The sequence below is a fragment of the Paenibacillus tepidiphilus genome (assembly GCF_008635795.1).
Taxonomy (GTDB): domain Bacteria; phylum Bacillota; class Bacilli; order Paenibacillales; family Paenibacillaceae; genus Paenibacillus_AQ; species Paenibacillus_AQ tepidiphilus.
Window position 1 is genome coordinate 59,965 of record NZ_VWRQ01000015.1, and the last position, 18,877, is coordinate 78,841.

At 48.9% G+C, this 18,877-nt stretch carries 19 protein-coding genes; 11 read left to right on the forward strand and 8 right to left on the reverse strand.

From position 1 onward, the window contains the following. Nucleotides 1–67 precede the first annotated feature (67 nt). Nucleotides 68–1,402 (forward strand): anaerobic sulfatase maturase, encoded by a 1,335-nt coding sequence (locus tag F1379_RS18915; RefSeq protein ID WP_239004735.1) that lies wholly within the window; start codon nt 68–70, stop codon nt 1,400–1,402. Nucleotides 1,403–1,502: 100 nt separating this feature from the next. Here F1379_RS18915 and F1379_RS18920 read toward each other — a convergent pair whose 3' ends face one another. Further along, on the reverse strand, nt 1,503–3,419 hold the full coding sequence (locus tag F1379_RS18920) for a DUF2252 domain-containing protein (protein ID WP_203457132.1): 1,917 nt from the start codon (nt 3,417–3,419) through the stop codon (nt 1,503–1,505). A gap of 221 nt (nt 3,420–3,640) precedes the next feature. Here F1379_RS18920 and F1379_RS18925 point away from each other — a divergent pair, with 221 nt between their 5' ends. From F1379_RS18925 to F1379_RS18935, 3 genes are all read left to right on the forward strand, one after another. After that, nucleotides 3,641–5,452, forward strand: a complete 1,812-nt coding sequence (locus F1379_RS18925) for a M3 family oligoendopeptidase (protein WP_150272694.1) — start codon at nt 3,641–3,643, stop codon at nt 5,450–5,452. 163 nt (nt 5,453–5,615) lie between these two features. Beyond that, entirely contained in the window at nt 5,616–5,783 is a 168-nt protein-coding gene (locus tag F1379_RS18930; RefSeq protein WP_082452016.1) for a CxxH/CxxC protein, read from the forward strand. 122 nt (nt 5,784–5,905) lie between these two features. Further along, a complete protein-coding gene (locus tag F1379_RS18935; RefSeq protein WP_150272696.1) occupies nt 5,906–6,484 on the forward strand; it encodes a class I SAM-dependent methyltransferase in 579 nt (192 codons plus the stop codon). Between the two features lie 38 nt (nt 6,485–6,522). On the opposite strand, the gene F1379_RS18940 is transcribed toward F1379_RS18935, so the two are convergent. Next, nucleotides 6,523–7,065, reverse strand: coding sequence for a glutathione peroxidase (locus F1379_RS18940; RefSeq protein ID WP_150272698.1), 543 nt, complete (start codon nt 7,063–7,065; stop codon nt 6,523–6,525). A 128-nt stretch (nt 7,066–7,193) separates the two neighbouring features. Here F1379_RS18940 and rlmH point away from each other — a divergent pair, with 128 nt between their 5' ends. The 4 genes from rlmH to F1379_RS18960 all read left to right on the forward strand — a co-directional run bounded on the left by rlmH (nt 7,194) and on the right by F1379_RS18960 (nt 11,133). Next, the gene (rlmH, locus tag F1379_RS18945; protein ID WP_150272909.1) at nt 7,194–7,673 is read left to right on the forward strand and encodes a 23S rRNA (pseudouridine(1915)-N(3))-methyltransferase RlmH; all 480 of its coding nucleotides are present in this window, start codon (nt 7,194–7,196) and stop codon (nt 7,671–7,673) included. Between the two features lie 614 nt (nt 7,674–8,287). After that, nucleotides 8,288–8,503: a heavy-metal-associated domain-containing protein gene (locus tag F1379_RS18950; protein WP_150272700.1), complete on the forward strand. Its 216-nt coding sequence runs from the start codon at nt 8,288–8,290 to the stop codon at nt 8,501–8,503. Between the two features lie 13 nt (nt 8,504–8,516). Next, the gene (locus F1379_RS18955) at nt 8,517–10,433 is read left to right on the forward strand and encodes a heavy metal translocating P-type ATPase (protein WP_150272702.1); all 1,917 of its coding nucleotides are present in this window, start codon (nt 8,517–8,519) and stop codon (nt 10,431–10,433) included. After that, the gene (locus tag F1379_RS18960) at nt 10,405–11,133 is read left to right on the forward strand and encodes a Crp/Fnr family transcriptional regulator (protein ID WP_150272704.1); all 729 of its coding nucleotides are present in this window, start codon (nt 10,405–10,407) and stop codon (nt 11,131–11,133) included. The genes F1379_RS18955 and F1379_RS18960 overlap by 29 nt, the downstream gene beginning before the upstream one ends. Before the next feature lie 145 nt (nt 11,134–11,278). Here the strand turns inward: F1379_RS18960 and F1379_RS29810 are convergent, their stop codons facing one another. Beyond that, complete coding sequence (locus tag F1379_RS29810) at nt 11,279–11,449, reverse strand: hypothetical protein (RefSeq protein WP_162551212.1); 171 nt, start codon at nt 11,447–11,449, stop codon at nt 11,279–11,281. A 47-nt stretch (nt 11,450–11,496) separates the two neighbouring features. On the opposite strand from F1379_RS29810, the gene F1379_RS18965 reads away from it, so the two are divergent. The 3 genes from F1379_RS18965 (at nt 11,497) to F1379_RS18975 (ending at nt 16,415) form a co-directional block, all read left to right on the forward strand. Next, a complete protein-coding gene (locus tag F1379_RS18965; RefSeq protein WP_150272706.1) occupies nt 11,497–13,740 on the forward strand; it encodes a U32 family peptidase in 2,244 nt (747 codons plus the stop codon). Between the two features lie 40 nt (nt 13,741–13,780). After that, the gene (locus F1379_RS18970; protein ID WP_150272708.1) at nt 13,781–15,520 is read left to right on the forward strand and encodes an ABC-F family ATP-binding cassette domain-containing protein; all 1,740 of its coding nucleotides are present in this window, start codon (nt 13,781–13,783) and stop codon (nt 15,518–15,520) included. A gap of 82 nt (nt 15,521–15,602) precedes the next feature. Further along, entirely contained in the window at nt 15,603–16,415 is an 813-nt protein-coding gene (locus tag F1379_RS18975) for a hypothetical protein (RefSeq protein WP_150272710.1), read from the forward strand. A gap of 135 nt (nt 16,416–16,550) precedes the next feature. On the opposite strand, the gene F1379_RS18980 is transcribed toward F1379_RS18975, so the two are convergent. From F1379_RS18980 to F1379_RS19000, 5 genes are read right to left on the reverse strand one after another with little or no spacing between them, the layout of a single operon-like run. After that, nucleotides 16,551–16,847, reverse strand: coding sequence for a spore coat protein (locus tag F1379_RS18980; RefSeq protein ID WP_150272712.1), 297 nt, complete (start codon nt 16,845–16,847; stop codon nt 16,551–16,553). Between the two features lie 11 nt (nt 16,848–16,858). Then, nucleotides 16,859–17,059 carry a hypothetical protein gene (locus F1379_RS18985; RefSeq protein WP_150272714.1) on the reverse strand — a complete coding sequence of 67 codons (201 nt, stop codon included), beginning with the start codon at nt 17,057–17,059 and terminating at the stop codon, nt 16,859–16,861. Nucleotides 17,060–17,091: 32 nt separating this feature from the next. Continuing rightward, the gene (locus tag F1379_RS18990) at nt 17,092–18,228 is read right to left on the reverse strand and encodes a zinc-dependent alcohol dehydrogenase (RefSeq protein WP_150272716.1); all 1,137 of its coding nucleotides are present in this window, start codon (nt 18,226–18,228) and stop codon (nt 17,092–17,094) included. Beyond that, nucleotides 18,225–18,611, reverse strand: coding sequence for a spore coat protein (locus F1379_RS18995; RefSeq protein ID WP_150272718.1), 387 nt, complete (start codon nt 18,609–18,611; stop codon nt 18,225–18,227). The genes F1379_RS18990 and F1379_RS18995 overlap by 4 nt, the downstream gene beginning before the upstream one ends. A gap of 12 nt (nt 18,612–18,623) precedes the next feature. Beyond that, nucleotides 18,624–18,866 carry a spore gernimation protein GerQ gene (locus F1379_RS19000; protein WP_150272720.1) on the reverse strand — a complete coding sequence of 81 codons (243 nt, stop codon included), beginning with the start codon at nt 18,864–18,866 and terminating at the stop codon, nt 18,624–18,626. Between the last annotated feature and the right edge of the window lie 11 nt (nt 18,867–18,877).

Here is an 18,877-nt window from a genome sequence, read left to right on the forward strand (position 1 = left end):
ATTATAATTACCCTCAAACAGGTTACTGCAACAAGTGTAGATGGATGCCTGCGGAGGGGGATGCGTTATGGGCAGAGAAACAGGGTCCACTTCAAGCACCGGTGCTGGAGCTGTAGAGGTGATTCAGACTGGAGCTGCGGAGATGCTGCAGACGGGTGAGATGGAGGCGAAGTGGACCGGAGATGTGGGGGTAATGTGGAAGACTGTATCCGAGGATTGCAATCTGGCTTGCGATTATTGCTACTACAGTACATGCGGCGGCAAACCGGGCGGAGTGAGCCGGAGAATCGGGACAACGATGCTGGAGGCGATGATCCGGCAGATCATGAACCGCAACCGGCAGGTCGCCTCCTTCGCCTGGCAAGGCGGGGAGCCGCTTCTTGCGGGACTGGATTTCTTCGAGGAAGCCGTCACGCTGCAGCGTAAATATGCCCGGCCACAGACGGTCATCGTCAACTCAGTACAGACAAACGGGACGCTGATAACGGGGGAGTGGGCGGCTTTTTTCAAAAAGCACGGATTTCTGGTCGGTGTCAGTCTGGATGGACCCGAGGAAATCCATGACGCACGGCGTGTATACTCCAGCGGCAGCGGAAGCTTCCGGCAGGTCATGCGGGGAATCCGCCACTTGCAGGAGCAGCGTGTGGAATTCAACATACTTACCGTGGTGCATGAAGGCAATGTTGGCAGGGGACCGGAGATGCTGAGATTTTTTGCGGAGCAGGACTTTCACTTTATTCAGTTTATTCCGGGCATGGACTTCCGGGCGCAGCAGCCGGATCTGCCGCCGCAGTTCCTGATTACACCTGAAGAGTACGGCCATTTTCTGTGCGGAGTATTTGATTATTGGTACAATGACGGCCGGCCGGTGATCTCTGAGCGGTTCTTCGACAATCTGTTAGCGCAGCATGTCGGTTATCCGTCTTCTTCATGTGTGCATGGGGAGGCCTGCTCCAATATGCTGGTGCTGGAAGCAGGAGGTGAGGCATATCCCTGTGACTTCTATATGAATGGCAGCTACCAGCTTGGCAATGCCGGGACGGACAGTCTGGACGGGCTTCTGGAGAGCCCGGCGTACAGACAGTTTGCTCCCTTAAAGCAAACCGTGCCCGAATCCTGCTCTGCCTGCGAATACTTCCGCTTCTGCCACGGCGGCTGCCCCCGGAACCGGGAATGGTCCCGGAACGGTGCGGCGCTGCAGCCCGATGTATTCTGCGAGAGCTACCGCAGGGTGTTCCGCTACTCTTACGAGCGGATGGAGAGCTTTGCACGCTACTGGCGGAAGGAGCGGACCGAGGAGTGGCTGCGGCGGGGCCGCAGGCTCCCCGGGCGAAACGATTCCTGCCTTTGCGGCAGCGGCCGCAAGTACAAGAAATGCTGTGAGGGTATACTGTCCTCCTAATCCCCGTAGCTTACCTATCCTCCCAACAACAAAGCAGCAGGGCTGCTCGTCCTGAGCTTGCCCTGCTGCTTCCAGTTATCTCTGTACGCTGCGGCACAGGTTATTCTTCAGCCTGCAAGGGATCTTTGGGCGCATCGCTGCCAGAAGAGGGCTGAATGGGCGTGGAAGTCTTTCCGGACCGTCTTTTCCGGACCGGCTTCGGCTTCTCTATCGTTCCTTCAGTTGAGGCATTGGTGACCGTATTCTCCGCTATCGGAGTATCCCCGGTGCCCGCCGCATTTACTGACGGCTCCTGTATGTCTTCGCCATGAACAGGCCCGCTCCGGACGTCTTCCCCCTCTACAGGTGTAACCTGGACCCGCTCGGCCGGGGCTGTTACCTCCAGCGCTGCGGCTGCCTCCTCCTGGATCAGCTGCTCACGGGGGACCGCTTCCAGGATGGCGTCTTCTGTCACAGCTTCCTCCTGCACCAGCTCCTGCTGCACCGGCTTATCCTCTACCACCCCATCCTGTACCACTGCTTTTTGCACCGCCGCATCCTGCACCAGTTCCTCCTGAGTCAGCTCCTCCTGCGCCAGCTCCTCCTGAGTCAGCTCCTCCTGCACCAGCTCCTCCTGAGTCAGCTCCTCCTGTGCCAGCGCATCATGCACCGCTTCATCCTGTACAGGTACCTCCGGCAGGCCAACGCCAAAGCGCCCGTTCACCCATTCGGTGAACATGGCATAATCTTTTTCCACCTGATTGGCATAAGCGTAGGCCCATTCGGCAATATACCTGGCAAAAGCATCGCTATCGGGGCCCATAGCAGCGGCGATTTCCCGCTCACTGTGATAGGCGAGGATGCCCTTGTTGACATCGGCGTCGGCACGGGCATGCATTTTCGCGGTCAGGCGGCCCATGCTCTCCAGTACCCGCTCCATATCTTCACGGTCGGCGATCTCCTGAAGCTTCAGGCGTTTCTTATAAGGAGAACGTTCCCGCACGTAGAAATACCGCCCCTCCAGCGTAAGGAAGCCGAGATAAGGGTCCGCCTTGTGATGCATGGCCTGCTGCGTTGCCGCTACCCGTTTGCCCTGATGCCCGAAGAAATTCCAGAACGACTCCGAGTAAGGGAGGAAGTAGGCCGGCACCGGTACGCGCACCTCTTTGGCCTCAAGCACGGTATCATCCAGCTCTTCCGCTCCGGCGTCGCCCTCAATCAGCACATAATAGCGGTCCAGACCGATTGATGCAGTGCCTGACCCGTGCTTCACGGCGATGTCTTTAATGCGGTAGTGGTCCTTGTTGTCCTTGGGGGCGAGGATCGTATCCAGGTAGAAGCTCCATGCCTGCTCCAGCTGCTCCTGCTCGGCAAGCTCTGGAATGGCCAGCTCGGTATTCTCCAGAAATACACGTCCGGTCTGCATCTGCGCGGTCACCTTCTCCAGAAAATGCCCCTGGCGCCGTCTTTCCAGCTTGCGGAGCAGCTTGCGCACCGGACCTTTGGCTTGCTTGTGGTCCATCAGAAACTTCTCAGGGTCATCCTTGCCTTGGACGAAGCGGCGGATTTGCCGGTAATAGGCCTGAATATATTCTTCAATGCTGCCCGTTTGCTCACGGGTATCGTAACCGAGCTGCCGCCCGACGAGAGCGATGCTGACGGACATCCGCAGGAGGTCGTACAGATAAGAGCCGACATAACCTTCATCAAAATCATTCACATCATAGACAATATCCCCGTCTTCGCTGCGGAAAGCGCCGAAATTCTCGAAGTGCAGGTCGCCCTGAATCCAGGTGGGCCGCTCCCCGGAGGTGTGGTAGGGGAAGTACTGGCGCGTAGCGTCAAAATAAAACAGATAAGCGCTGCCCCGGTAGAACGAGAAAGCGCTTTGCGCCATTTTGCGATATTTCTCGGCCCGGCTCTGCGGGTCCAGTCCCATAATGCGTTCGTCAAATTCATCAAGAATAGAAATCAGTAAGTCTTGGCGAAGCTTGGTGCGTGTGCGGATGACGCCCTCGGTAATGGACGGATTAATCATGGCAGACACTCCTTGACTTGACAGAATTTATAATTATCATAACCCTTATGCTTGCCGGGGAAAAGAGGGCGTAAGGCCTGCGTCACATTTTAAAATGGGCCGCCGTGCTATAATGAAGCGGTTCTTTAGGTAACAGTAGAAGAGGTGTAAGCATGTGAGATGCGATGAAACCGACATGATACCTGTAGGTGAGCATAAGCGAACAGGGAGATGTTATAGATATGGAATTAACATGGGAATTGGACAGCCTGTACCCGGGCTTTCAGTCGGAGAAATTCAAGGCGGACCGGGAGCTGGCCGAGCAGCTTGCCGCTGAGCTGAAGCGTTGGCCTACAGTCCATTTACAAGATAGTCAGGATGCTGCGGTGCGGATTGAGAATTTCCTGAAGCAGTACAATGCTTATAAAAGCGTTCATGTCTGCCTGTTCAGCTACGCCGAACTCCGCTACAGTGCGGAGGGTGGAAATGAGGAAGCGGCCGGCAGGATGGACGAGCTGGAGGAGACACTGGCTCAGGCCGAGGAAGGATTGAACGGGTTCAGCAAGTGGCTGGTGCAGTTGGACAGCCGGGAGCTTAAGGAGATCGTAGGGTCGTCGACGTATGTGGCCGAACACGGGTTTTATCTGCACGGACTGCTGGAGCAGTCCTGTTACCGGCTTGGAGAAGAGGCTGAAGCCGCCATTGCGCGGATGAAGCTGACCGGCTCCAAAGCCTGGGAACGGCTGTACATGCAGACCTTGTCCACTTTAAGGACCCAGGTAGAGCTGCAGGGAAGACAGCAGAGCCTGTCTCTATCCGAGCTGCGGAATCTCGGCTATGATGCCGATCCGGCAGTCAGAGCAGCGGCAGCTCTTGCCGAGCAGGAGGCCTGCCGCAGTGTGGCTGAGCAGAGCGCAGCCTGCCTGAATGCCGTAACCGGCGAAGCGTCGGCGGTCTATGAGCTGCGGGGATATGCTTCACCGCTGCACAAAGTGCTGGCCGCCTCCAGGATGGATGAAGAGACGCTCGAAGTGATGCTGGAGGCGGTGGCGGAGAGCCTGCCGGTCTTCCACCGCTATTACGCCAAGAAGGCGGAGCTGCTTGGGCACTCCGGTGCATTGCCGTTCCAGGATGTGTTCGCGCCGCTGGGCGCAGAGCCTTCCGGGAGTATTTCCTACCCGGAAGCCGCAGCCATCATCGGCTCTGCGTTCGGACGCTTCAGCGGAGAGCTGGGTGGCTTCGCCCGCAAGGTATTCGAGCGCCGCTGGATTGATGCCGAGCCGCGCAGCGGCAAGGGCAATTTCGGGATGTGCGTCGATATATTTCCGCTTGGCGAGAGCAGGATCATCACCAGCTTCAACGGCCAGCCGGTCGATGTCAGCGTGCTGGCCCATGAAATCGGACATGCGTATCACAGCAGCTGTCTGACCGGGCAGACGATGGTGAACAGTGATTATCCGGTGCCGATTGCCGAGACGGCTTCGATCTTTTGCGAGAGTCTGGTCCATGAGGAGCTGCTGAACCAGTCTGGACCGGGTGAGGAGCTCGCCCTTCTGGAACGGAGCCTGTCAGACAGCGGGTATTACATTGTCGATTTCTACGCCCGCTACCTGTTCGAGAGCAGACTGTACGAACGGCGGAAATCCGGTCACTTGCCGGTAGCTGAGCTGAACCGCCTGATGTTGGAATCCATGACAGCCGCCTACGGTGACAGTGTGGACCCGGGCACGATTCATCCGTATCAGTGGATCAGCAAGGCGGGATACTATATGGCAGGCAACGAGTATCTGAACTTTCCGTATTCGTTCGGGCTGCTCTTCTCTAAAGGGCTATATGCGCAATATAAGAAGCAGGGCGGCGATTTCCCCGAACGCTACCGGGCGTTTCTGGCTGCCACGGGTACTGCGAACATTCGCGATGCAGCCTTGCTGCTGAATATTGATGTCCATTCGCCGGAATTCTGGCGGGGAGCGCTGCAGCTCATTGGCGAGGATGTAAAGCGGTTTGAGGAGCGGGCGCAGGAAGAAGAGCAGGCAGCAGCAAAAGTCGTGTAATGTAAGGGGCCGGTTGCGGCAACAGACACAATGGGTGCTCCGGCGGGCAGAACCTCGCAGTGCAGGTAAAATGCGGCCCGGGAGGTTCCTTTTTGCCGGGAAGTGTGGTAGAACAGAAGTAGGAAGACTACGAAGCGCGGCACAGAAAGGGATGCTTGATCGAATGTATGTAGTGTGTAAGGAACATGTGGAGCTGGCCATCGACAAATTCGTGGACGAATACGAGGATGCACCGGATGTGGTGGACCTCAAGGAGACCGAGTTCTCGGACTGGGACCCGCCGGCGAAATGTGCAGAATGCGAGAAGAATGCGGAATATCTGGTTGTGTAAACGGGTGTACTTAGAATAGCTGGCTAAATAAATCCCCTGCCGCTTCACCGCGAAGCGCAGGGGATTGTTGTGATATAAGCTGAATATTAAGCTGCTGTTATAAGCGGAAAGGGAGGTGGAGTATGCCATTATCTGAATGGCTGCTCTGGCTGATTGCCTTTGCCGTGCTGCTGGCTGTAGCCTGGATGGCGGCAAGAAGCTGGAGAAATGGTATCTCTCCTATGCCTGCTTCCAGAGCAGTCAGACGGCTGGTCATTGAAGAAGTAAACCGGATCTCCGGTTACGCGAGTATTGTGGAGGCCGGTTCCGGGTGGGGGACGATGGGTCTTGATGTTGTCCGGCACTGTCCGGGAAAGAGACTTACGGGTATCGAGAACTCATCTATTCCGCTATGGTGCTCACAGCTGCTTGCCCGGCTGGCCGTCCGTTCCCGGACGGCTGGAACAGAGGGGGGAAGTCTGCGCGGCAGAGTCCATTTTCGGCGGGGTGACATTTACCGGCATTCGTACCGGGACGCCGACATTGTCCTCTGCTACCTGTACCCCGGTGCGATGAAGCAGCTGGAAGGGAAGTTCAGGCAGGAGCTTGCCCATGGAGCAACTGTCATCAGCGTATGCTTCGCCATTCCGGGCAGGCGTCCGGTCCGGACCTTGACCTGCGGGGATGCGCTGCGGACCAAGGTGTATGTGTATATTTATTAAGGCAACGCCCGGGGAGGGGCCCCGCTGCTCTCTAGAGCTTAAAGCAGGGCCTGAATCGACGATTCAATATCAAGCGGATTTACGAAGGATTCGAAGCGCTTGACGACATGCCCCTCGCGGTCGACCAGAAACTTCGTGAAGTTCCACTTGATTTCATCATCCTCAAGAGAAGCCGGATCACGGTTAAGGAGCATAAGCTTAAGCAATTTGGCATTGGAGTTGTCCTCATCAAAGCCCTCAAACCCGGCCTGCTCCGTCAGATGGCGGAAGAGCGGGTGTTTGTTCCCGCCTTTCACAGCAATTTTCTCGAACAGGGGGAAGCTCACTCCGTAGTTAATCTGACAGAATACGTCGACCTCTTCATTCGTGCCTGTCTCTTCACCAAACTCGTTACTCGGAAACCCGAGGATCTGCAGGCCGCTCTCCGAGTATTTCTCATGCAGCTTCTGGAGGTCGGCATACTGGGAGGTGAAGCCGCATTTGCTCGCCGTATTGACGATGAGCATCACCTTGCCCTTATATTGGTCCAGCTCTACGTCCTTGCCGCGGATATTGCGGGCGGTGTACGAATAAATGCTCATGAATTGAATCATCCTCTCGGTGTGGGATAGTCAGGAGTATGCAGAAATAATATTATAAACAATTAAATTGTATACAATATAAAATGGGCTGTCAATTGCGGATAAATAATTACAAAGTGGAGGCCTCTATGTTCATTCAAATTATTGGCGTAGGCAAATTGAAGGAAAAATATCTGGTGGACGGCATTGCCGAATACGCGAAGCGGCTGACGCCGTACCTGAAGTTCCAGATCATCGAGGTTGCCGATGAGAAGGCTCCGGACAACCTCAGCGATGCGGAGGTTGCCCAGGTCAAGTCGCGCGAGGGCGAACGCATCCTCGCGCACATCAAGAGCGAGGCGCATGTCATTGCGCTCGCGATCGACGGCAAGCTCTGGAGCTCCGAGGAGCTTGCCGCGGAGATCGACCGGCTCGGCACCTACGGGACGAGCCATGTCGTGTTCGTCATCGGAGGCAGCCACGGGCTCTCCGATGAGGTGATGCGCCGCGCGCAGCAGCGCATGAGCTTCGGCCGCATGACGCTGCCCCATCAGCTCATGCGGCTGGTGCTGGCCGAGCAGATTTATCGCGCGGTGAAGATAAATCGGGGAGAACCGTATCACAAGTGACGGCTAAATTGCTCGGTGATAAGAGCGTGGAGGCACGGTATAGGCGGGTAGGGTAGGTAGGGCTAGGGATAGAATAAATGAGACTCTATTAGCTGTTTAAGAGCTAATGCGGGTCTTTTTTTGGTGAGGACTAATACGGAGAGTAGTTGGGCTGAATTTACCCCTTAAAGCTAGACAGATTAATTTATTAGGGGACTTGTTGGGCCGGAGTGGATTCAGTAAAGTAGAGAAAAATAAATCGTAACCCGCTTCGATTAATGCCTGACCAGATACAATCACTGCTTCACCCCCGAGGCAAAAACCTTCAACCCTTATCCATCCCTTTTTCGTTGTCGGAAAATGTTAAAAAGGACATCCTCCACACGAATAGATTGTGTCAAAGACGCCCCTAAATTAATCATAAAACCTCACTTCATACTCACAATACTCAACGACGTGAACATTGCACTTCACGCACGGAGACGCGTTTACCTCGCATTTTGGCTCTTCACAAAAGCAATCATGTACAACAACACATTATTTCCGATTTTGATCTATATCAATTTAACATGACAAGGTTCACCCTATACTGAAATTAGCAAGAAGATAACTTACACTTTTAAGGGGGATTTACAATGACAACAACTACTTTCCAATTAGAACAACTTACTTGTCCTAGCTGCATCAAGAAAATTGAAACAGCGTTAAACAACAAAGATGGCGTATTTGAGGTAAAAGTTCTATTCACTTCAAGCAAGGTAAAAGTGAGTCACAATGAGAATATTGTCAATGCTGCGGGTGTCGGTAAAGTTATCACCGATCTGGGCTTTCAAATTCTAAACATTAAATAAGGGGGGATGCATCATGTCTAGAAAGAAGAAGGAAAGGGTTATAGTGATTGCCGGGCTGCTTATCGCTACATCTTTTCTACTGAAATTATGGAACGTGCTAGCGTTATTCTCTGATATTCTCATGATTACAGCCGCGCTTAGCGCGGGGTATCCGATTATGAAGAATGCCATTCAAGCCTTACGTTATCGCATATTGGGCATTGAGGCGCTCGTTACGATAGCCGTCATTGGCGCTATCATGATCCAGGAATATTGGGAGGCGGCAGCCGTTACCTTCCTATTCATCTTAGGTTCCTATCTTGAAGCGAGAATTATTGAGAAGACGCGCTCTTCATTGAAAGCATTGATGGATTTGGCACCTGCGATGGCCACTGTGATGCGTAATGGGATAGAGGTTAAGGAGTATCCTGATCAGGTGATCCAAGGGGAAATTGTTCTAGTCCGTCCCGGTGAGAATGTTCCGGTGGATGGTACTATTCGGAGTGGGCAAGCTACGATCAATCAAGCAGCAATTACAGGAGAATCTGTTCCAGTCAGTAAGGAAAAGGGTGCACAGGTGTTCAGCGGAACGATCATTGAGCACGGGTATTTAGAAATTATTGCTGATAAGGTCGGTAATGACACAACTTTTGCCCGCATTCTAAATATGGTTGAGGAAGCACAAGAATCGAAAGCACCCACACAGAAATTAATTGAGAAATTTGCTCGGTACTACACTCCTGCTATTTTTATATTAGCTATTATCGTGTATATCCTTACTAGAAATATTGAGTTAACACTGACTTTGTTAGTTATTGCTTGCCCAGGTGCCATGGTTATTTCTGCTCCAGTCTCCATCGTAGCCGGAATTGGTAAAGGTTCGAAGAACGGCATTCTGTTTAAAGGGGGGGAGACGTTAGAAAAGGCGGAAAAAGTTCAAGTGGTCGCATTTGACAAAACGGGCACACTCACTATCGGCAAACCAAAGGTCACGCGGATTAATGCGTTACACATGAATGAGGATGAGCTCCTGCAGATGATAGCCCGTGCAGAATATGCATCCGAGCATCATTTGGCCAGAGCCATCGTTGCAGAAGCTGCGTCAAGATCTGCCCTCAAGATTGTACCCGCAGAACAGTTCGAAGCGTTGCCTGGCAAAGGGATAGCTGCTACAGTTGAAGGAGTTCATCTATATATTGGAAATCGCAAGTTAATGGAAGACCATAACATTCAATATGATCAAGAAGTAGCCGACCACGTATCTCAAGAGGAGAATAGAGCACAGACGGTCGTTTTTGTCGCTAATGATGAACGGGTATTAGGGCTAATCTCTATTGCAGATGTCTTACGGACTGATGCTTATAAACTTGTTCATAACTTGAAACAGTCTGGTGTTAAAAAGGTTGTCATGTTAACCGGTGATAATGAACGTGCCGCTGCTGCTGTCTCGGTTGAACTTGGAATCGATCAGTATTATGCGGGACTGTTACCTGAGGATAAGGTTAAAATATTACAAGATCTGCAAAAAGAATATATCGTTGCTATGGTTGGCGATGGTGTGAATGATGCCCCCGCTCTAGCCATTGCCGATGTAGGGATTGCTATGGGCGGTTCAGGAACCGATGTCGCAATTGAGACAGCCGACGTTGTACTTATGTCAGATCGCCTAATGAATCTTCCATACGCTCTGGGACTTAGCCAAGCTACAATGAATAATATGAGGCAAAATATTTACTTTGCTGTATTCATCGTTGTGGCTCTGTTAATCGGTGTGTTAACTAGAAATGTATTCATGGCTTCTGGTATGCTCGTGCATGAATTGAGTGTATTGTTAGTCATTATTAATGCGATTCGTTTAACACGTTACAGAGGTGTGAAGGCTGGGCAACCTATACAATCAACCAAGGATAGAGGGATCCGTAATGGAATGCAATCATCATCGGCCGAGTAAGCCGTATGTTCCGGGGCAGGCCTCAGCATTATGTATCAACAATGTACCTATTCTGGATATTTTATCGCCTGAAGAGAAGATTGAGGTTATGAACGCCTCTATTAGTAAACAGTATACAAAAGGTGAAGCTATATTTTCTCCTGGGCATTCCTCAGCGAATTTATGGATAGTCCATCGAGGCAGTGTGAAAATATCCCGCTTCTCCCCTGCAGGTAAAGAGCAGATTGTGCGTATCCTTAGCCCGGGTGATTTCACAGGGGAGTTGTCTTTGTTCAGTCATGCAATATTAACGAACACCGCTGAAGCATTGGAGCCTACAGAGATTTGTTTGATTCAAGGTAAAGTTATCAGTGATTTAATGTTGAGAAATCCCCAAATCGCAATCAAGTTCCTTGAGAAGTATACAGAACGTATTGAAATGGCAGAAGATAAACTAGAGCAACTTACTCTATATGATGTTGAGCAACGAATCGCAAAAGTCTTAATGGAAATGTTGCATGATCAGCAAAATGATCACCTCCAGGATAACGTACTCATACTGCCCGTTAGTAAGAAAGACTTAGCGGTAATGATTGGGACAACGCAGGAAAGCCTAAGTCGCAAGCTTGCCTTGTTTCAGGAACGAGGGTGGATTAAGCTCACAGGTCAACGCCAAATTATTATAGTAGATCAGACGAGTCTTAAACAATTGAATGAATAGAATATCTAGCCAAGCAAACAAATATGCCATTTTAATCGTATAGTCGGATTACCTTGCGGCCATGGTTTTAAATATTTGTGTGCGAGCTACGTGCCTCACGCATGATATTCTATTGCCTCTCTACGCCGCGCGTGCTCCGTTATCACTATGGCTCAACCGCTTCTGTATTCGCTTTACAGTCTGACTCACATGCATCTGTTCCATCATCCTCCATGCGCTGGGTCACAGCATCATGCTGCTCCATCGGGATAAACTCAAGGATAGCTATGGTGATGGCCTGTTCGCGCGCTGCCTCATGCACCATGATCACTTCCATCAGTCCAAGCGTCTTCTTTATAATTTATGGGTCATAAGGAGAAAAAAATGACTGAATTATTAGCCCCAGCAGGAAATATGGAAGCTTTAAAAGCTGCAATATCTAATGGTTGTGATGCAGTATACTTAGGAATGCAAAAATTTGGTGCACGTGCATACTCCTCTAATTTTGATTTAGAGTCGTTACAAGAGGCTGTTGCGTATGCGCACCTGAGGAATATTAAAATCTATATTACAATGAATACCATCGTTTTCGAAAACGAAGTGGAAGAGATGAAAGAGCAGATCCGCCAATTAAATGAACTCGGTGTGGATGGCATTATCGTCCAGGACCTGGCTGCTTTCGATTATATCGTGAAAAACTTTCTTGATATGGAAGCACATTGTTCAACTCAAATGGGAATAGACGATTTAGCCGGAACTTTATTATTTAAAGAACTGGGTGCTAAGAGAGTTGTTCTGTCCCGTGAGGTTGAGATGGAAAAAGTAAAAGAGATCAAAAGAATAGCCGAAATCCCTTTAGAAATTTTCGTTCACGGTGCTTTATGTGTATCTTATTCGGGAAACTGTCTAATGTCAGGATTAATCGGCTATCGAAGCGCAAATCGCGGAAGATGTGTTGGCTCATGCCGCAAGGAATATGAACTAATGGATAAGACAACAGATACATCTTTAGGGAGAAGCTACATTCTATCCACGAAGGACTTAAACACAATCGATTATATTGATGATTTAAAAGAAATCGATTCTTTAAAAATAGAAGGTCGAATGAAAGATCCTACGTATGTGGCTAATGTTGTATCCAAATATCGCATGGCCTTAGATCATACAATCACCGAAGAAGACAAAGAAAATCTGAAAAAAACCTTCAATCGAACATTTACGAAAGGATATTTATTTCGCGAAGATAAGAGAAATATTACAAACATCTCAAGACCGAATAACTTTGGTTATGAAATTGGAACAATCAGCAAGATTGTTAAAGACATGTATGAAATAACACTTACACGTCCTTTAAATCAAAACGATACCATCCGAATAAGTCACAACCATGAAGATGTTAATTTAACGGTTGCAAAACTGTACGATAAAGATGGCGGATTAATCAACAAAGCAGATGATGTCTGCTATATCAAAATCAAAGAAAAGATGTCTAAGGGAGCTCTAGTCTATAAAACGAAGGATTATTTCTATACCAAAGAATTAGAAGCATCACTTGTAAAAGAATTTAAGCGGTTTACCCTGGATATTAGAGTATATGCATGTCCAGATTCAAAGCTTCGTATAGATGCGGAGGGCTTGGGCCATCATTATTCATATGAAAGCGAGGAAATGCTAGGCGAAGCCATTAATAATCCAACAACAAAAGACCAGGTAATCAAGCAGTTCTCAAGATTAAATGATACGATATTCGAACTTCATCATGTGGATTACGAGGAGTGCAATGCGTTTATTCCAGCTAAACTGTTAAATGCAGCAAGAAGAGATATTGTCCTGGGCTTATATGATTTAAAGCTTAACAGCCAAGAGAAAAGAACCAAGGCTGTGGAAGCAAAAGAAAAAATAAGCTTTGCCCCTGTAAAACCATACCTTACGGCCTCTGTAACGACGAAGGAACAGTATGAAGCTTGCGTGAGCAGTGGAATTCAGGAAATCTATTTTGAAAACGTGGTTAGAAGAAATCAGAATAGGTATAAGGACAAAGAAGGGCAGCTGCTAATCGGAGGATATGGCGGGATTTATCACTACAGACAAACGAATCCGTTTGTTACGGACTATTCTCTAAATGTTGTTAATGCTACCAGTTGCTATGAATTATATAAATTAGGTGCAAAACGGGTCACTTTATCCTATGAATTGAATAAAAGCCAAATTGAAGATGTAATGAATGCCTATTATGAGGAAAATGAGGGCTATCCCGCCCTAGAAATGATTGTATATGGTAAGACTCCTTTGATGTTTACAAAATACTGTCCGATGAAAAAAATGAATCAATGCCGAATTTGCAAAACAAAGAGCTATGAGTTAAAGGATGAGCACGGAACATTCCCAATCCTTTCCCATGATGATTGTACAACGACTCTCCTTAATGGGAAGACGCTGAATCTTCTGGATGAGCTACCAAGCATCAAAGGAATCGAGGCGCTCAGATTAAACTTCACCGTTGAATCTAAAGAGCAGGTTGTGAAAGTCATTAATATGGCCTCAGGCAAATTAAATGGTACAATGAATCATGCTGTCTTTAATCAGGAAACAGACACAAGAGGACATTTTAATAAAGAGATTGTGTAGGCAGCCCGTCACCACTATCGTTTTTGAGAAAGGTAACCATATGATAAAAGTTGATAACTTATCCTTTTCGTTTCCGCAAAAAGAGCTATATCAGGACATTTCGTTTACGCTTGAAGAGGGGCAACATTGCGCTTTTATCGGAACAAGCGGCAGTGGGAAAAGCACGCTGATCGATATACTCATGGACCCGGAGAGACATTTATTCGAGGGCAAATTGGAGATCGACCCGGATTGTACAATCGGGTATGTCAGTCAGTTCTCGCAAGTCGAGCAAAATAAAGAAATGACCGTTTTTGAATATATCGGAGAAAAATTTATTAAGCTCCAAGCTGAAATCACGTCGACTTATGCTGAAATGGAAACCACATCGGACATGGAATCGCTGTTGGAAAAGCTTCAATTGGCTTTGGACGCATTCGATTCGTTGGATGGGGATAATTTCGAAAATAACATCAATAAGCAGCTCAACCTGGCCAACCTCATGAAGCTAAAGGACCTTAGCGTATCTGCTCTGAGCGGCGGGGAATTCAAACTTATTCAAGTCATCAAAGAAATGTTGAGCAGTCCTGATTTGATGATCATGGACGAACCCGATGTGTTTTTAGACTTTGAAAACCTGAATGGGCTTAAAAAATTGATCAATTCCCACAAAGGGATGCTGCTGGTCGTTACGCACAACAGATATCTGCTCAATCATTGCTTCAACAAAATCATTCACCTTGAAAACACGGAGCTCCAAGAGTTTGACGGGCGGTATATCGAATATAATTTCTCGTTGCTGCAGACCAAAATTGAGCTGCAAGAAATCGCAGTCGCTGAAGCAGAAGAGATCGAGAGATACGACAGCATCATCGATAATCTTAGAGCGATCGCGACTTATAATTCAGAAGCTTCAAGAGGCAGAGCGTTAAAAGCCAGAGTGAAGTTTCAAGAAAGATTGGAAGCACGTAGAATTAAAGCGCCGTTTGTTGATATTAAGCAACCGAATATTAAATTTGGCATTAATAATGAAATTGAAGATACCGTTGTTGTAAAGGTCGATGATTATAGCGTTGCCTTTGACGAGCTGCTTTTAGAAAATGTTAACTTTGAAATAAAATCTACAGATAAAGTAGCCATTATCGGTCCAAACGGTACCGGGAAAACGACTTTGCTCCGAGAAATCTTCAAAAATAATCATGATTCAATTAAGATAAATGCTGATGTGAAAGTGGCTTATTTATCCCAGCTTCAAGGCGAAACGTTAACGGATTCGAATACCATACTCCATGAATTCATTGATGCCGGGTTTAACACTTATGATGAGATTAGAGCGTATCTTAGACATTATGGTTTTGAAGGCGAAATCATGGATCAGAAGATCGGATTGTTATCTGGCGGGGAAAAGAATATGCTTCAGCTAGCCAAAGTGGCGGCCAGTCAAGCCAATGTACTGCTTCTTGATGAACCGACCAGTCATTTGGATATCTATGCACAGATCGCACTGGAGAAAGCCATCGAAGACTATAAAGGTGCGATTCTGATGGTTTCCCATGATTTCTATTCGGTTGTAAATGGTATGGATTATGTTTTAATCATTGGCGATAAGAAGATTAGAAAGATGAGCATGCGAAAATTTAGACAGATGATTTATGCGAGTCACTTTAATCGAGACTATTTGGAAACAGAACAAAAGAAAAAGTCGGTTGAAATGAAAATAGAGTTGGCATTAAAAGATAACAATTTTGAACTTGCCAAAGGATTGGTCGATGAGCTGGGAGAGATCATTAAGCTGCTTTAAATGATAACTTAAGTTTATGAATCGCATCGTTGAGGCATTTAGTTTATTTCGTTGTTCTTTTCCTAAATGATGGAGGGGTACTATGAACAGCAAAGTGACAAAGAACGTCTTCTATGGGGATCTTCAGGAGGCCGGTAAGTTCGCGCAGCTTGAGCAGCGCTTGCTGGATGAATCGAACCTGCCGGGTCCGCGGGCCAATCTGGGGGCGGCTTCCGCCTTCGCGGATGCCTTCGCTTCGGATGGGGTGACGGACGAAGCCTGGGAGCTGCTTGTGCAGTGGAGCGGGAAGCCGGAAGCGGAGGCGCCAGAGGACGATCCCCGCGAGTTCCTGCCGTTCTGCGCGCTCCAGGCGATGGGCAGCTACTTCCGCTATGCCGAGCCTGCCCGCCGGCAGATTATTCTGGAGCGTTGCCGGGCGGCGATGAATGACGGCCGCTGGCGGATGCGCGAAGCGGCGGCGATGGCGCTGCAGCGCATCGGAGAGCAGGACTTCAGCGCGCTACAAGCATTGTTCGATGGTATGAAAGGGACGGCTAACGCGCTGGAGCAGCGGGCCTTTATTGCCGCCCTGGCCCACCCGCCGATGCTGAATGAGCAGGCCCATGTTTTGTACGCGCTGGAGCTGTCGGAAGCCATTCTGGATCAGATTGCCGCCGGACAGACCCGCTACGGCGCGGAGGAATTCCGCGTCTTGTCCAAAGGCCTGGAATACGCACTCAGCGTATTCGTGGAACGCGCCCCCGGGGCCGGCTTCAAGCTACTCGCCAAATTCGCGGTGACAGATGACAAGCGGATGCAGAAAATCGTAAAATCCAACCTCGGCAAAGCCCGCCTGGCCAAAAAATTCAGCCAGGATGTGGAGCGCATTCAGTTGTTGGCTAATAAGGATCACTGAGTGGTTCCCGATATCTGGATACCAGTAAAGAAAAAGTACCGTTAGTCCTAAGCATACGATAGTTGAGCAAAGCGAAAGGGCCATCCCAGAAAGGATGGCCTTAACTTGCCGCTTCAGCTATCGACGAATATGGCGTCAGGACGGAATGTTCATAGCGGTCTGAATATTTTTCAGATCAAGCTGAATTTGCTCTTGAATATGGTAGGGGTGGTAAAGGCCCCGCTGCATCATGTAGTCTGTTATCTTTTCATGGGAATTTATAGCCTCGCCGAGCTGTTTCATCAAAATTTCCCTGACTTCGGGGGTGGCACATTCGGTTACAGCCATGGCGTAGTTTCTGACACCGCTCTTGGCGTTCATCAAAAAATCCATTGCGATCACGTCATCGGTCAGCGTATGAAGACCGGTCAAGTGTTCTAATATTGGGTTCATTTTTTTATCTCCTATACAGTCACTTTAGATAGAACTCCACCGAGTTCCTGAAGCTGTTGTTGTGATAATGTCGCATCTTGTTGCAAAATTTGCATGAGCTCCGGGTCGGTTACCAGAGCTTGCATGGTCTTGGATTTAGTTATGCAAACCGTCTTAAACGCAGCTATTTCACGGACCTCGAGCATCTCATGCAAAGCGTAATTAGAATTCATTCAGGTTGTCCCCCCCGTGTATCTATCCATATTCAAGGCTTTAAGATGACTTTAATGCAATCATCCGTTTTGGTATCGAACACTTCATAACCCTGCTTGGCATCGCTGAGCGGAATGACATGAGTAACAATGTCTCCAGGGTCCACCTTGCCCGACGTGACCAACTCATACATATACGGCATGTAGTGAATGACCGGGGCTTGTCCGGAGCGGATATTCACGTTGCGTTGCATGATGTCGCCGAGGGGGAATCCGTTATAGCGTCCCCCGTATACCCCGGTGACTTGGATGGTACCGCCTTTACGTACAGACTGAGACGCAATGACAAATGCGCTCATGGTTCCGCCTTGCAGTTTCAAACCGCTGGCCAGAAATTCGAGATCACTCATCTTGCCGTCCATTCCTACCGCATCAATCACGACATCGGCACCGCCTTTGGTCATTTCCTTGAGGTGGTTGCCAATATTCTTGTCCTGTTCGAAGTTTACGATTTCCACATGGTTTGTTCGTTTCGCATGCTGTAAGCGGTAATCGACATAATCCACGGCGATGACCCGCTTCGCTCCCTTCAGCCAGCAGAACTTCTGGGCCAGAAGTCCGACCGGACCGCAGCCGAGCACGATGACCGTATCTCCATTCTTGACGCCAGCGTTATCTACGCTCCAGAATGCTGTCGTCATGGCATCGGCGATCAAGCTAAGCTTTTCGTCCGGTTGTTCGCAGTTTTCGGGAATCTTGAAGTGAGTAAAATTGGCAAACGGAACCCGTAAGTACTCGGCTTGCCCGCCAGGATAACCACCGGTTGTTCCGGAGTAGCCGAAATATGCACCCATATCTCCATGTTCGTTAGAATTGTCGCATTGGCTTTCCAGATGATTCTTACAATAGAAGCATTCTCCGCAAGCGATGTTGAAAGGGATGATCACCCTGTCGCCTTTCTTTACCTTGGTCACTCCTGGGCCCACTTCTTCTACGATCCCCATTGGTTCATGTCCGATGACATAATTCTCTTGAAGGTTAGGAATCATTCCGTGAATAAGGTGAAGGTCAGACCCGCAAATGGCGGAACTGGTGATTCTTACGATCATATCGTCCGGTTTCTCAATCTTCGGATCTGGCACCTCTTTGACCACGACATTCTTAATCCCTTGATACGTTACCGCCTTCATGCGTTATGTCCTCCAATATGTTCATCTGGGGTCCGATCAAACATCCCTTTACGCGATGTATCATCCGGGAACAAATTCATCTGCCCGATCATCACTGTATTATTCGCTGAAAGCTGGTCGAGTTGGTACTGTTCATTAAGCTCATAAGGATGGAACCATTTTTTGCGAATCATAAGCTCCGTGATTTCCTGGTGCAGTGCAATTCCCTGCATAAGATGATTGCGCAGCAGCGCTCTTGCATCGGGAGAAGCTGTTTCCGTCAGGGCGATGGACAAATTTCGCACGCCTTCCTTGGCGCGAATAAGGAAATCCATGGCAAATGTCATATCTGCCATCTCCGGCATATTTAGTGAATTAATCGGGTCTAAATAATCGGTGTTCATTGGCGTTCCCCTTTAATGAGTGATAGGTGTTGGACTATTCGGAACAGGCGCCTGGAATGGAGCTTTTGCGTAGATGGCCTGGAGCTCGGCGATCTGTTGCGTGGATAATATGACGTCCTTCTGCATTAACGCTTTCAGTTCTTGGTCAAAGACCAAGCCTTGCATAAGTTTTGACTTCGCGAGGCAGAGCGTTTTGAAGTTTAACGCTTCATGCAGTTCCATCGATTCGTGTGGCGCTAGCGTTGGCATATTCATGGAGTCAGTAT